The following is a 14,744-nucleotide window of genomic DNA, read 5'->3' as shown; positions in this document are numbered from 1 at the left end:
AATTGAACCTTTACATGAGGGGTGAAAAATACAATACAATCCTTAATGATTTGGGGTTCACAAATGCAAAAATTGAATTATATATTAGACTTTCACATTTAGGCACTTCAACAAAAGAAAAACGAATACAGATAGTAAGCGAAAAACGTAGAAAAATTCTTGAAGAAATTCATGTAAAAGAAAATCAATTACAGGAAATAGATTTTTTACGGCATGAATTACAGAATGCGTAAATGAAAAGGAGTTGAAAAAAATGGAGTTTATCACTTTAAGCAATGGCGTAAAAATGCCTGCACTTGGATATGGAACATTCACAATGAGCAATGAGGAAACAGAGCGTTGCGTTTTGGAAGCAATTAAAACTGGATATAGACTGATTGATACAGCACAAGCATATTACAATGAAGAAGGTGTTGGTAATGCAATCATAAAATGTGGTGTACCTAGAGAAGAATTATTTATTACAACAAAGATTTGGATTGAAAATGCTGGATATGAAAAGGCAAAGGCTTCGCTTCATGAGTCTTTGAAAAAATTACAGATAGAATACATTGATTTAGTTCTTATTCATCAGGCGTTCAATGACTATTACGGAACATGGAAAGCCTTAGAGGAAGCATATAAATTAGGAAAAGTAAGGGCAATAGGAGTGTCTAATTTTTACCTCGACAGATTTATGGATTTAGCAACTTTCAGTGAAATTAAGCCTATGGTAAATCAATTAGAAACTCATGTTTTCCAACAGCATAAAAATGATAAAAAGTTTTTAGAGAGATATGGAACAAAATTGGAAGCATGGGCACCATTTGCCAGAGGTAGTCAAGGTATTTTTGAGAATGAAGTTTTAATGAAAATTGCAAAACAGCATAATAAAACAATCGGGCAAGTAGCATTACGTTTTCTAATTCAGAATGGAATAATCGCTATTCCTAAGTCGACTCATAAAAATAGAATGGAAGAAAACTTTAATATATTTGATTTTTCACTATCAGATGAAGAAATGAAAAAAATTGAAGAATTGGACTTGGGTGAAAATGTATTTATGAACCACGAAAATGCAGAGGATATTGATAAATTTTTCAAAATGTTTCATGTCGGGCAGAAATAAAAAGGAGAGATGAAAAATGATAAGACATATTTTTATTGCAACAATCAAAGAGGGAGTAACTGACAGTGAAATCCAAAAAGAAATGGAATTGATGAGAAGCATGAAAAATGAACTTCCGGAAATCAAAGAAATTATCGTAGAAAAAAGTAAAGGGTGGATTGGTCTAAGTGATGTTGTTACTATGACGATTGATGTAGAAAGTAAACAAGATTTTGACAAAGTTATTCAAAGTGTTGCTCATCAAAAGGTAAGTGCAACAGCACCAGACTTTTTCAGAACAGATAATTTTATATTAACACAAGTAGAATATGAAAAGGAGTAGTGTAAAAATGAGTAAATCTTTAGTAGCGTATTTTAGTGCAAGTGGTGTAACCAAAAAAGTAGCAGAAAGATTAAATGAAGTTGTGCAGGGGAATTTGTTTGAAATCGTACCAGAACAACCTTACACAAGTGCTGATTTGAATTGGACAAATCCTAAAAGCCGTTCATCAGTAGAAATGAACGATAAATCGTTCAGACCAGCCGTTAAAGAAAAAATAAGTGATATGGGAGAATATGACATAATCTATTTAGGATTTCCTATCTGGTGGTATATTGCTCCTACAATCATCAATACTTTTCTTGAACAATACGATTTAAGGGATAAAACAATTATTCCATTTGCGACATCTGGAATGAGCGGAATGGGAAAAACAAACGATTATTTAGAAAATTCATGCAAGGGTGCTCGTTTGATGAAAGGGCAAAGATTTGACGAAAATGTTAGTGCAGATGAATTATCTGATTGGGTTAAAAAAATGAAATAAAAGGAGTAATGACTTATGCAAAATATATTAGTAGTATCTGGACACACAGACTTAAATAATTCTGTTGCAAATAAGGCAATATTAGAAAGGCTTGAAAATAAATTACCACAGGCTGAATTTGTCTATTTAGACAAACTTTATTCAGATTTTCAAATTGATGTTGAAGCAGAGCAAGAAAAACTTTTAAATGCAGATATAATTGTTTTGCAATTTCCTATTTTCTGGTATGCTATGCCTTCATTACTAAGTCGCTGGCTTGAAGAAACATTTCAGCATGGCTTTTCCCACGGTTCAACCGGTGATAAATTGAAAGGAAAGAAATTGATTGCTTCTTTTACGACTGGTGCTCCAGAATTTATGTATAGTTATGAAGGGGCACAGAAATATCCTATTGAAGATTTCCTCCCGCCGATAAAGGCAATGTGTAATTTGTGTGGATTGGATTACTTTGGATATGTCTATACAGGCGGAGTATCTTATCAAAATAGAAATGATATTGAAAAAATGGCTGAAATGAAAGAAAAAGCAGTTATGCATGCTGATAAATTATTGGAATTGTTAGAAACACTGTAACAAAAAAGATCATATTTTTGAAAATTGGAAATTAATCAGAAAATAAAAGCTAAATATCCTGATTAGTTTTATATATAAGTAATTTTGTCATAAATATAAACTCTACCGATGGTTGATTGAATAATCAGAATTTTAATAGTAGTATAGGCTCAAGGAGTGAAAGATATGAGCAATATAGATAATGAAAAATGCGGATCCTTCATGATGGAGTTATGAAAAGAGAAAGGTTTGACACAAAAAGAATTTGGAGAAAAATTATGTGTATCAGACAAGATAATCAGCAAATGGGAGCTATCACGATATCCAATACTTGCAAAAGCTTTAGAATTGAGTTATAAGGAGTTATTAGATGGTTGAATTTGGTTTCAACACAAGAAAAGAAAAATATTACTTATGATAGTTGCCAATGGCTGGCAATTCTACATTTTAATTATCGAGATCTGGTAATTTTAAAAGTACATGTATAAATTTGTGAAAATAAAACATATATATTATTTAATCAAAGCACAAATTATCTTCAATATACAACGATGATATGTATTATTATGATTTTTTGATTGAAATGGGGTTAGAAATCTTTGCTGCTAATTTGGATAATTATAATTTTGATTATGATTTAGAGGTTAAGAGTGATAATCTATTAAAAGTGGCTAAAGAATCACAATAACAATACTAAAAAAGTTTTAGTATATACTGATTTTTATTTTTGAGAAAATGCACATATTGATAATGATTGAATAAATAATAAAAAATAGTATTATTTTTTAGCGGTGCAACAAACAAAACGCCCCGAACCCGCATAAATGCTTGATTTTCCGGTATATACAACCGCGGTTTCAAATGCTCAAAAAAACACTTTGACGCTTTTTTGCCGCCCTAACTCAATAAGGCAATATGAAACGATACGGGCAGATATAAGAAAAATCATACTGTTCGAGAGCGAAAGCACTTGTTGCTTTTGCTCTCTTGGATGCCACGCAAGCAAGGGCGGCTGGTTCTGCTATTTGTTTTCTGAAAGGCATTGACAGGAGTATGAAATCATACTATAATATTGAGTATGATTTCATACTTAAAGGAGAGCAAATATGAAGTTTGAAAAACATCCCGTTCTACAAGAATTTGACCGTTTGAATAATGCGATTGATGAGCTTTATCACGATATTTGCCTAATGCAAGGACTTTCCGATAGTGCTTATGCGATTTTGCAGGCAATTCTTGTGTTAGGAAACGGCTGTACGCAGACAGAAATTTACAAGTACACACTCTTGAATAAGCAAACCGTCAATTCATCGGCAAAAAAACTAAATCAAGACGGAGTGATTGAATTTCAAGCAGGTGTCGGACGAGAATTAAAAATCTATTTGACAGCAAAAGGCGAGGCACTTGTAAGGGAAAAAATATTGCCTATTGAACAAGTGGAAAACAAAGTCTTTGAGGAAATGACAGAAAAGGAACATCAAGAGATATTGCGTTTGGTGGAAAAATATCTAACATCTTTCCGCAGTAAAATTGAAAATCTATAAGAGGAATAATGATGATACACAAATTAATCAGTACAATCGGGTTGGGCATTTTAGGTGTTGACCCATTTACAGCAGTTTACCTTTTGTCTATGGGACTGCGGCAAGAAAAGAAGTCGAATATTACGCTGTTCTTCCTCTCCTATGCGGGATTTAGCGTTTTTATCGGCGCTATACTTTCCGCTATTTTCGGTGCTACGGCAGTAGATATTCTTAAAAGTATAGTGCCTGGGGACAATAGCCCGTTTTGGGCAGTTCTGGAGTTTACGGTATCCGTTTTTATTCTGATATGGGTGCTACGAAGATTTTTGGATATTAGCAAAAAAAATGAGAAAAAGGAGAAGAAAACTGTTAATGGGGCTTGGATTAAGTACCTAAGTACCGGCTTTGTATTTGCAATCTCTTGTTTTACTGACCCCACTTATTATGCCGTTATTCTTATGGGCGGTGAAGTGGGAAACTTTCTGACCGCAACTCTGCTCATGACGATTTGGTTTGTAGTCAGTCAGTTTATGGCACTAATTGTCTATGTCGCCAACAGCCTAAATCTATTGGACAAGTTGGTTGCATTGGTTGATAAACTGAAAGCGAAAAATATAAAGCCTATCACCTATACCATCTATGCCGTATTATTAATCATTGCTATCGTATTGCTGATTGATACAGGATTTTATTTATTTGACGGCAGATACCTGTTTTAATTAATTTTTAGTGTTTTCAATGTCCTTGTCCGTGATATGAAACAGAGAAAAGTTGTTGCGGTTTTCCCCTTAAAATTGCCAAAGACCTCATACTGATTTGTTATAAAGGTAGAAAATAAGGCAAATGAGGTTAACTTATCAACGACAAAAAATGCTTGCATTTTACGGAAAGGGTACCCCTTTCCTATGCTTGCTACGGAACTTTTCATAAAGGAATGGAAAGGAAAAGGATAATCAGAACAGATAGCAGCTTGCTTTGGAATGTTACGCAGTCAAATGATATTTTTCAGGGAAAAGATACAAACACCTTACCCTATCAGTTTTCGTGTCTGCAATGCCGTTCGTGCAAGGCTTAATGAGCCTCTAATGCGTAACATAGAGAGTAGGAAAAAATCATCTTCTGCATTTGATTTTTGCTTTTGTATTTGACGCTTTTTTGACGCCCGCGCTTACAAAACGAAGCTGTGCGGAGATATGACAGAATATATAGAGATATGGGAAAACCATTGAAAACACAGGAATTTTCGGTAGGTCTATAAACACTTGCAAGAAGTTATAAGACGATTTCCGTCTATAAAATCAATAAAAAAATATCTAATTTTAGTTGGTCAAAATATTGATTATGAAAAAATTGTTATATAGAATAAAAATGGAACTTTAAAAATTGCTTTAACTGGTGAAACAGCTATATTAGCAAACAAGTGCATTCACGTTTTTGAAATCGAGTATACTTGTAATAAATTTATGCTAAAGGTCAATGGTGAATTTAAATATATTTATGAAGTTGAAATCGATAGATAAAGTGTTTGAGTAATTTATGCTTAAACACTTTTTTGTTGAGAAGATGAGATAAACCTTGTATAATTAAGAAAATAATTACAGGGGGAAGTTAGAATGCGAGATTTAAGCAATATTAAAAATCTAATTATTAAAATAGGTTCATCATCATTATGTGATGATGAAGGGAATATTAATAAAGAGAAAATTTTAAATTTAATTCAACAAATAGCATATATTAAGCGTAAAGGGATAAGTATTACATTAGTCAGCAGTGGTGCTATTAATGCTGGAGTTCATGTAATGAATCTTGAATGTCGCCCGCAAACTATTCCTCAAAAGCAAGCTCTGGCAGCTATTGGACAGGCTTCATTAATGCAAATATATGAAGATTTATTTAGCTTATTTAATTTAAAATGTGCACAAATTTTATTAAATCATGATGATTTTGATGATCGTAAGCGGTTGATGAATTTTAACAATGCAATGCAGGCATTGATTGAATATGACGTAGTTCCAATTATTAATGAAAATGATACTTTAGCGGTCGAAGAAATTAAAGTTGGTGATAATGATACATTAGCATCACTGGTAGTACCGGCTGTTAATGCAGATATGGTTGTACTAGTCAGTGATATTGATGGATTATATGATGATAATCCACATACGAATAAGAATGCAAGATTGATTCGTAATGTCGATGGGATTACTAAAGAAATTGAAAGCATGGCAAAAGATGCTTCAAGCAAGGTTGGAACTGGAGGAATGATTACTAAGATTAGAGCAGCTAAAGTTTGTAATGACTTTGGCTGTGATATGGCTATTGTTAATGGTAACCAACCAAACGTTTTGATTGATCTGATTGAAGGAAAAGATGTGGGTACTTATTTTGATGGTAAACCTGGAAGACTCCTTAATTCTAGACAACATTGGATTATGTATCGAAGTATGCCAAAAGGAACAATCGTTGTTGATGAAGGTGCTAAAAAAGCATTAGTTACATGCCACTCAAGTTTGTTGCCTAAGGGAATTATTGAGGTAAGAGGAAATTTTTTAATTTCGCAGATTATTGATATTGTTGATGGTAATGATAATCTGTTAGCACGTGGAATGGTAAATTACTCAAGTGATGAGATAAGATTGATTAAAGGATTGAACACTAGTGAAATCGAGGATGTTTTACATTATAAAGATTATGATGAAGTAGTTCACGCAAATAACCTGGTATTAGTAGAAGGAGTGAAAAATTAATGATAGAAGAACAATTAAAACAGGCTAAACTAGCTTGTCGAAAGATGCAAAATATTGATAAAGATACTAAAATAAAAGCTTTAGAAGCTATTAGTAAAAATTTGATTTCTAATATTGATTATATCGTGGCCGAAAATAAGAAGGATGTTGCTTGCGCCAAGGAAAACGGAATCAGTGAGGCAATGGTTGATCGACTTTTATTAACTAGGTCACGTATTGAAAGTATTGCTAATGATGTTTTAAAAGTAGCTGGATTACATGATTGCATTGGTGAAGTTGTTCGTGAGATAAAACGTCCAAATGGCTTAATCATTAAACAAGTTCGTATTCCCATTGGAACAGTAGCTACTATTTATGAATCTCGCCCTAATGTTACAGTTGATATAGCTGCTATTTGTATAAAGACAAATAATGTTTGTATTCTAAAAGGCGGAAAAGAAGCGATTAATTCTAATATTGCTCTAGTAAGGGTAATCAAAGAGGCAATCACAAATATTTTACCTGAAAATGTTGTTAATTTGATTGAGAAAACAGATCGTAGTGTTGTTACTGAAGTTATCACAGCCAATAATTATATAGATGTTGTCGTTCCTCGGGGGGGAGCAGGGTTGATTCAACATGTTGTAAATAATGCAACTGTCCCAGTAATTGAAACTGGTGCAGGAATTTGTCATCTATACATTGATCAAGAAGCTGATTTAGAAATGGCTGTTGAAGTTGCAGTTAATGCTAAAATTTCTCGTCCTTCAGTTTGTAATGCGATTGAAACTATTTTAGTTCATCAAGGTGTTGCAAATGAATTTTTAACGTTATTAAAACCAAGGTTTGATAAAATTAAGATATTTGGTGATGAAATAGTTTTAAAATATCTAGAAGGCAATAAGGCAACAACCAAGAATTATGCTACTGAATATGATGATTATATTTGTAATATTAAAGTTGTGAATGATATCAATGAAGCGATTGAGCATATCTATGATTATTCAACCAAACATTCTGAAAGTATTATTACTGATAATGAAGATACAGCTAGATATTTTATGGATTCTTTAGATTCTGCCTGTGTTTATCATAATGCTTCAACTCGTTTTACTGATGGTGGAGAATTTGGATTTGGCGCTGAAGTTGGAATTAGTACTCAAAAATTACATGCACGTGGCCCAATTGGACTGCAGGAAATGACATCAACAAAATATAAAATATTTGGGAATGGGCAAATAAGATAGATATAGGCAAATTAACTGTCTATATCTTTTTTATTTTTAGTTGAATCAGATTAGAATTTTGAAAGTTAGATAAATATTTTGATTGTATTAAAATTACTAATTTATCCAATAATAAATTAGTAAATAATTGAGGTAAATAAATGAATAAACAGTTTAAATTAATAATTAAGATATTATTGATGATAATATCAGGTCGTTATTATTATAGCATCTTAACTAATGAGTATTGTTATAAATTTGTTGATCAAAAAAAGATTCAAAATTTAAAGACTAATACCTTGGGGATAGGAACATATAATATAAAATCCTTAAATTATGGGAAAAATGATTTAAAAAGTTTTAATAAGGATATTATTGATTTAAAACTTGATATTATTTGTTTGCAAGAGGTAGATAAGAATTCTTTACGTTCAGGCAATTTTGACATGCTAAAAATCATGGCAAATTCTAGTGGATATTGTTATTATTATTTTTATCCTACCATGTGGATTTTAAGTGGTTACTATGGTTTGGGAATCTTAAGTAAATATTCTATAATAGAAGTTATGGCTCAACGATTACCAAATAGCATAATAAGGGAACCGCGTATCCTTACAAGAACAAAGCTCTATTTTAATGAGCAGATAATTAATATTTATAATACCCATTTAACTTATGCGGATAATCAATATCGTATTAAACAAATGGATTATGTAAAAAAGCATGTTGATTTTAACAGTTACAGCATCTTAGCTGGTGATTTTAATTCATTTAAAATGAACAATAAATTTAAAATGGAAGGGGTAAAGTGTATCAACGAGAATAAAAAATACAAGACTTTCTGCGAATTTGCAGCACCTGATAATATTTTTTATGCAGATTTTTTTGAATTAAAGAATTGTGGTTTGAAAAAATCATCATTTTCTGATCATGATTTATTGTATGGTGAGTTTTTTCTAAAGGGTTAGATTCAAGACGAATACATAATTGTTAATGTCTTGACATCGATTATAATTATCACTAAACTATAATTAAATTATATAAAAGTGAGGCTAAATTATGAATATTGATGAAAGAGTGAAAAAAGCATATGCTTTACATCATTCAGGTTATAACTGCGCTCAGGCAGTACTTGGGGCATATGTGGATTTATTTGATTTAGATATGGATAGGGCAATGACTATTGCTTATGGTTTTGGTGGCGGTGTCGGGATGACAAGAGAAATTTGCGGAACTTTAACTGGTGGGGCTATGGCTTTAGGACTTAAATATGGTAAAGGTGAAGCAGATGTTAAACAAAAAAAATTTGTTAATGAAAAAGTAGCAGCTTTGTGTAAAGAATTTGAAGATTCTCATGGATCAGTGGTTTGTGGAGAACTACTAGGATTACGGGAAACAAATAAAAAAGTTAATCGTGCTACTTGTGATGATTTAATTGCTGAAGTAGTAAGATTACTAGAAAAATATTTAGTTGATTAAGATGTCAAATTTGACATCTTTTTAAGTATGACGACTTGTCATACATTTAGGGTGAAAGTCCTTCGTGAACGTAGTTGTCGACGAATCGCATAGTGCATCGGAAATGTATTTGAGCCAAAGGACATATACACTAGGATCTAGGCATTAGAAAGTGAAAAGGAGAAGAGCATGCAAATTATGTCTAAATTATTAGAGGAAGTCTTATCTAAGAAAAATATGATACTTGTCTATAAAAGTACAAGTCGTGTGGATAATGTATGTAGCCAATGATGAAATAAAAGATTATGTTAATTAAAACTAGAAAGACATCAAAAGACAAATCGAAACAAGGTTTTACAAACCACAACCTGTTAAAAGGGTTGAAATACCAAAGCCTAGTCATGGTGTTAGAAAACTTGGGTCAATCATGGTAGAGCAAGACAAATATCATACGCTATTAATTCGTGATAACTAAAACATGTGTTGTGCGTGCTGTAGCAAAAGAAAGGCTAGCACATAAAGACTAGTTAGTTGTTTGGATTATTATTTATTGAGATATAAATTGAAATTTAATTAAACTGCCGTATATGGAACCGTATGGACAGTGGTGTAAGAGAGGAAAATTATTTAAAATTTTTCGCTACTTGATTATAAAATAGTTGACAATGGTTAGTAGACTAACTATAATAGTTAGTGTACTAACGGAATAGTTAGTCATCTAACTAATGAAAGGAGGTACATCATGGAAGAGATAAGTTTTGATGATGTTGAAGAAGTAATTAATAATTTTCAAGGGTTAAATAAAACAATGCATTATATGATGATGGAAAAAACAGAAAAGTTTGATATATCACCGGATCAAACAAGGTTATTATTTATGTTGCAGAATCATCAAAACATTAATCAAAATGCTTTAGCAAAGAAGTTAAATATTACTAAAGCGACTTTATCAGTGAGATTGCAGCGCCTTGAAAAACTGGGTTATTTAACTAGAACACAAGATAAAAATGATAAACGTAATTATATTTTAAATATTACAAAAACTGGAGAGGTATTTATTGAGGCGGCAATCAAAATTATGAAAGAAAAAACAATGATTATGTTTGAAGGGGTTTCTAAGGAACAGATAACTGTTATTAATGATGTTATTAATATCATGAAAAAGAATATTGAAAAATGTAAAGGAGAAGAATAATGCTAAAATTAAAACATTATTTTAAAAAGTTTTGGGCACCAATTCTACTTTGTGTAGGATTATTATTCTTACAATCACAATCAGAATTAGCATTACCTGATTATATGTCGGATATCGTTTCGGTAGGAATTCAGGCTGGTGGCTTTGATAGTGCAGTAAGTGATGTTTTGAGTGAAGAAACATATAATCATTTATTAGTACTGATGGATGAAGAGGATCAGCAACAATTTATGGATGCATATAAATTAGTTGAACCCAGTAATCTTGATAAAGATACTTTAGATAAGTTTCCTAAAGCAAAAGGTCAAAATATCTATAAATTAAAAGATCTAAGTGAAAAAAAATTAGACCGTTTAGAGAGTATTTTAGTTAAACCAATGTTGATGGTAACATCAATTGATGGAATGGATAAAAATAGTAAAGAATATCAAGAACAGTTTGGGCAATTACCGCCAAATATGACACCTTACGATGCTTTAGCAATGATGGATAATACAACTAAAGCTAAAATGTTTAGTAAAATTGATAGTCAGATGGAAACGATGGGTGAATCAACTTTAAAAATTGCTGCCGGTAACGGTGTAAAAGCAGAATATTCTAGACTAGGTTGTGATACTGATAAGATTCAAAATGACTATATTTTATGGTCTGGGTTAAAAATGTTAGCAATTGCATTAGCTGGTACTGTATGTGCTGTTGCTTGTGGGTTCTTGGCTAGTAAGGTTGGGGCTGGTGTTTCGAGATTATTACGTCGTGATGTTTTTGAGAAAGTTGAAAGTTTTTCAAATGAAGAATTCAATAAGTTTTCAACTGCATCACTGATTACAAGAACAACGAATGATATTACCCAAGTACAAATGGTCGTAATTATGTTCATTCGAATAGTATGTTTTGCTCCAATGATGGGAATTGGGGCCTTGATCAAAGCTTTTAATAATACACCATCAATGACTTGGATTATTGGTTTAGTTTTATTGGTGATTTTTTGTTTGATTGGTGTTACTTTTGCAATTGTGATGCCAAAGTTTAAGATCGTACAATCATTAATTGACCGTTTAAATTTAACAATGCGGGAAAATCTTTCAGGTATGCTAGTAATTAGGGCATTTGGTAATGAAAAGCATAGTGAAGAAAGATTTGAAAAGGCTAATGGTGATCTAACAAATGTCAATTTGTTTGTCAATCGAACAATGGCTTCATTAATGCCGATTATGATGTTCATTTTTAATGTAGTAACATTATTGATTGTATATTATGGAGCAAAACAAATTGATTTAGGTAATATTGCAATCGGACAAATGATGGCTTTTATGCAGTATGCAATGCAAATTATTATGTCATTTTTGATGATTGCAATGATTTCAATTATGTTGCCACGGGCTAGTGTAGCAGCAGATCGTATTTATGAAGTTATTTCAATGGAACCTAAAATTGTTGATCCTAAGGAACCTAAAGCTTTTATTGAAAGTAAAAAAGGTTTAGTTGAATTCAATAATGTTACATTTAAATATCCTGGTGCTAATGAAGCAGTATTAGAAAATATTAGTTTTACTGCAAAGCCTGGTGAAACTACAGCATTTATCGGTTCAACGGGATCCGGTAAAAGTACGTTAATCAATTTAATTCCTCGCTTTTATGAAGTAACTGAAGGTAATATTAAGATTGATGGTGTTGATATTCGTGATGTTAATCAACATGATTTAAGAGATAAAATTGGTTTAGTACCTCAAAAAGGATTATTATTCTCAGGAACCATTAGATCAAATTTAACTTATGGTGCACCTGAGGCTACAGACGATGAACTTGAAGAAGTAATTCGGGTAGCTCAGGCAAAAGAATTTATTGATAATAAAGAAGAAAGATTAGATAGTGAAATTTCACAAGGTGGAACAAATGTATCTGGCGGTCAAAAACAACGTTTAGCAATTGCTCGAGCTATTGCTAAAAATCCAGAAATCTTTATTTTTGATGATAGTTTTTCAGCTCTAGATTTCAAGACAGATGCTAAATTACGTCAAGAATTAGATAAGATGGTTAAGAAGACTAAAAATACAGTATTGATTGTCGGACAACGTATTGCTTCAATTATGGGAGCTGAACAAATCATTGTTTTAGATGAAGGTAAGATTGTTGGAAAAGGAACCCATGAAGAGTTAATGAAAAATTGCGATGTCTATCAAGAAATCGCATATTCACAATTATCAAAGGAGGAATTAGGACATGAGTAATCAACCAAAAAGAAATGGTCCTAAATTCGGACCTGGTGGTATGCACGGAATGCGTGGCGGTGAAAAAGCTAAAGATTTTAAAGGTACTTTAGGTAAATTATTTAAATATTTAAGACCGTATTATTTTCGTTTAGTTATAGTTGTGATTTTTGCTTCAGCATCAACGGTTTTTGCAATCGTAGGACCAAAGATTTTAGCTAAAGCAACAGATAAATTAAGTGAAGGTATCATGGCTAAAGTAGCTGGTACTGGTGGAATTGATTTTGATTATATTGGTCAAATTATTTTGATTTTAGTTGGATTGTATTTGATTAGTGCTTTATTTAGTTATATACAAGGTTTTATTACTTCAACTATTTCACAACGAGTTGCTTATGATTTAAGAACATCAATTTCTCAAAAGATGGATCGGATGCCATTAAGTTATTTTGATAAACATACTAGTGGTGATATTTTAAGCCGAGTAACAAATGATATCGATACAATCGCACAATCACTAAATCAAAGTATGTCACAGGTAATTACGTCGACAGTAACGGTAATTGGAATCTTTATCATGATGTTGACTATTTCACCAGTTATGACTTTGATCGCAGTTTGCGTATTACCAGTATCAATGGTTTTGATTGGTTTAGTAATGAAACGTTCACAAAAATATTTTGCGCGTCAACAAGCTGCTTTAGGTGATGTCAATGGTCATATTGAAGAAATGTATGGTGGTCATAATGTGGTTAAAGCATTTAATGGTGAAGCTGCTTCAGTAGAACAATTTAATGAGTATAATGATAATTTATATGAAAGTGCTTGGAAGTCACAATTCTTTTCGGGTTTGATGCAGCCAATCACAGGATTTGTTGGAAATGTTGGATACGTTGCGGTATGTTTATTAGGTGGTGTTCTTGCTGGTGGTGGTAGTATCACAATTGGTGATATTCAGGCCTTTATTCAATATGTAAGACAATTTAATCAACCAATAACACAATTAGCACAGACAATGAATATGTTACAAAGTACAGCAGCAGCGGCTGAACGTGTTTTTGAATTTTTAGGTGAAGAAGAATTAGAACCAGAAACACCAAAAGTTACTGCTGATGAGGTGGCTAAAGTTGAAGGTTCTGTTACCTTTGCTGATGTTAATTTTGGGTATTTAAAAGATCAAACGATTATTAATGATTTTAGTTTACATGTTCATGCGGGGCAAACTGTTGCAATTGTAGGACCGACTGGTGCTGGAAAAACAACGATCGTAAAATTATTAATGCGATTCTATGAATTAAATAGTGGTTCGATTCTTATTGATGGTAAAGATATTCGTGATTTTGGACGTCAGGATTTACGATCATTATTTGGAATGGTTTTACAAGATACTTGGTTGTTTAATGGAACAATTAAGGAAAACCTAATGTATGGAAAATTAGATGCAAGTGATGAAGAAGTCAAGGAGGCTTGTAAAGTCGCTTATGTTGATCATTTTGTACAAACATTAGAGAATGGATATGAAACAATGATCAATGAGGAATCATCTAACATTTCTCAAGGGCAAAAACAACTTTTAACAATTGCACGTGCTTTCTTAAAAGATCCAAAAATTTTGATTCTTGATGAAGCAACTTCTTCAGTAGATACAAGAACAGAAGTATTAATTCAAAAAGGAATGGAAAAGCTAATGGAGGGAAGAACAAGTTTTGTCATTGCCCATCGTTTATCAACAATTCGTGATGCTGACACAATTATTGTAATGAAAGATGGTGACATTGTAGAACTTGGAAATCATGATTCATTATTGGCTAAAGATGGCTTCTATGCCTCATTGTATCGTTCTCAATTCGAGGGATCAGATGAATAGAAACAGTTTAAACAACTGTTTCTTTTTTTGCTTTTAAAGCGGGAATTAGTTATAATTATAAGGAAATGGAAGTGAT

16 protein-coding genes are annotated in these 14,744 nt (G+C 32.1%); all 16 read left to right on the top strand.

From position 1 onward, the window contains the following. Positions 1–2: 2 nt before the first annotated feature. Complete coding sequence (locus EYR00_RS08290; protein WP_226814607.1) at positions 3–233, top strand: hypothetical protein; 231 nt, start codon at positions 3–5, stop codon at positions 231–233. Between the two features lie 20 nt (positions 234–253). Next, positions 254–1,108 carry an aldo/keto reductase gene (locus tag EYR00_RS08285; RefSeq protein WP_003537616.1) on the top strand — a complete coding sequence of 285 codons (855 nt, stop codon included), beginning with the start codon at positions 254–256 and terminating at the stop codon, positions 1,106–1,108. Positions 1,109–1,124: 16 nt separating this feature from the next. After that, positions 1,125–1,430 carry a Dabb family protein gene (locus EYR00_RS08280; protein WP_003537617.1) on the top strand — a complete coding sequence of 102 codons (306 nt, stop codon included), beginning with the start codon at positions 1,125–1,127 and terminating at the stop codon, positions 1,428–1,430. Between the two features lie 7 nt (positions 1,431–1,437). Next, a complete protein-coding gene (locus tag EYR00_RS08275) occupies positions 1,438–1,914 on the top strand; it encodes a flavodoxin (protein WP_008791649.1) in 477 nt (158 codons plus the stop codon). Positions 1,915–1,929: 15 nt separating this feature from the next. Next, positions 1,930–2,487, top strand: coding sequence for an NAD(P)H-dependent oxidoreductase (locus EYR00_RS08270; protein WP_003537619.1), 558 nt, complete (start codon positions 1,930–1,932; stop codon positions 2,485–2,487). 228 nt (positions 2,488–2,715) lie between these two features. Continuing rightward, positions 2,716–2,844, top strand: a complete 129-nt coding sequence (locus EYR00_RS08265) for a helix-turn-helix domain-containing protein (RefSeq protein ID WP_003537620.1) — start codon at positions 2,716–2,718, stop codon at positions 2,842–2,844. A 178-nt stretch (positions 2,845–3,022) separates the two neighbouring features. Further along, positions 3,023–3,154: a hypothetical protein gene (locus EYR00_RS15860; protein ID WP_003537621.1), complete on the top strand. Its 132-nt coding sequence runs from the start codon at positions 3,023–3,025 to the stop codon at positions 3,152–3,154. A 418-nt stretch (positions 3,155–3,572) separates the two neighbouring features. Beyond that, positions 3,573–4,010: a MarR family winged helix-turn-helix transcriptional regulator gene (locus EYR00_RS08260; protein ID WP_003537624.1), complete on the top strand. Its 438-nt coding sequence runs from the start codon at positions 3,573–3,575 to the stop codon at positions 4,008–4,010. 11 nt (positions 4,011–4,021) lie between these two features. Further along, the gene (locus tag EYR00_RS08255) at positions 4,022–4,708 is read left to right on the top strand and encodes a hypothetical protein (protein WP_022007388.1); all 687 of its coding nucleotides are present in this window, start codon (positions 4,022–4,024) and stop codon (positions 4,706–4,708) included. Positions 4,709–5,602: 894 nt separating this feature from the next. Beyond that, positions 5,603–6,736: a glutamate 5-kinase gene (gene proB / locus EYR00_RS08250; RefSeq protein ID WP_003537628.1), complete on the top strand. Its 1,134-nt coding sequence runs from the start codon at positions 5,603–5,605 to the stop codon at positions 6,734–6,736. After that, positions 6,736–7,962: a glutamate-5-semialdehyde dehydrogenase gene (locus tag EYR00_RS08245; RefSeq protein ID WP_003537629.1), complete on the top strand. Its 1,227-nt coding sequence runs from the start codon at positions 6,736–6,738 to the stop codon at positions 7,960–7,962. The genes proB and EYR00_RS08245 overlap by 1 nt, the downstream gene beginning before the upstream one ends. 140 nt (positions 7,963–8,102) lie before the next feature. Then, positions 8,103–8,909 (top strand): endonuclease/exonuclease/phosphatase family protein, encoded by an 807-nt coding sequence (locus tag EYR00_RS08240; protein WP_003537630.1) that lies wholly within the window; start codon positions 8,103–8,105, stop codon positions 8,907–8,909. A gap of 91 nt (positions 8,910–9,000) precedes the next feature. Continuing rightward, a complete protein-coding gene (locus tag EYR00_RS08235; protein WP_003537631.1) occupies positions 9,001–9,420 on the top strand; it encodes a C-GCAxxG-C-C family protein in 420 nt (139 codons plus the stop codon). Between the two features lie 721 nt (positions 9,421–10,141). Next, on the top strand, positions 10,142–10,594 hold the full coding sequence (locus tag EYR00_RS08230; RefSeq protein WP_003537632.1) for a MarR family winged helix-turn-helix transcriptional regulator: 453 nt from the start codon (positions 10,142–10,144) through the stop codon (positions 10,592–10,594). After that, complete coding sequence (locus tag EYR00_RS08225) at positions 10,594–12,822, top strand: ABC transporter ATP-binding protein (protein ID WP_008791655.1); 2,229 nt, start codon at positions 10,594–10,596, stop codon at positions 12,820–12,822. The genes EYR00_RS08230 and EYR00_RS08225 overlap by 1 nt, the downstream gene beginning before the upstream one ends. Further along, positions 12,815–14,668 (top strand): ABC transporter ATP-binding protein, encoded by a 1,854-nt coding sequence (locus EYR00_RS08220; protein ID WP_003537635.1) that lies wholly within the window; start codon positions 12,815–12,817, stop codon positions 14,666–14,668. Before EYR00_RS08225 ends, EYR00_RS08220 begins: the two co-directional genes overlap by 8 nt. The last annotated feature ends 76 nt before the right edge of the window (positions 14,669–14,744 follow it).

It is taken from the genome of Thomasclavelia ramosa DSM 1402 (genome assembly GCF_014131695.1).
Classification (GTDB): domain Bacteria; phylum Bacillota_I; class Bacilli_A; order Erysipelotrichales; family Coprobacillaceae; genus Thomasclavelia; species Thomasclavelia ramosa.
This window is presented reverse-complemented; position numbering and strand designations above follow the sequence as displayed.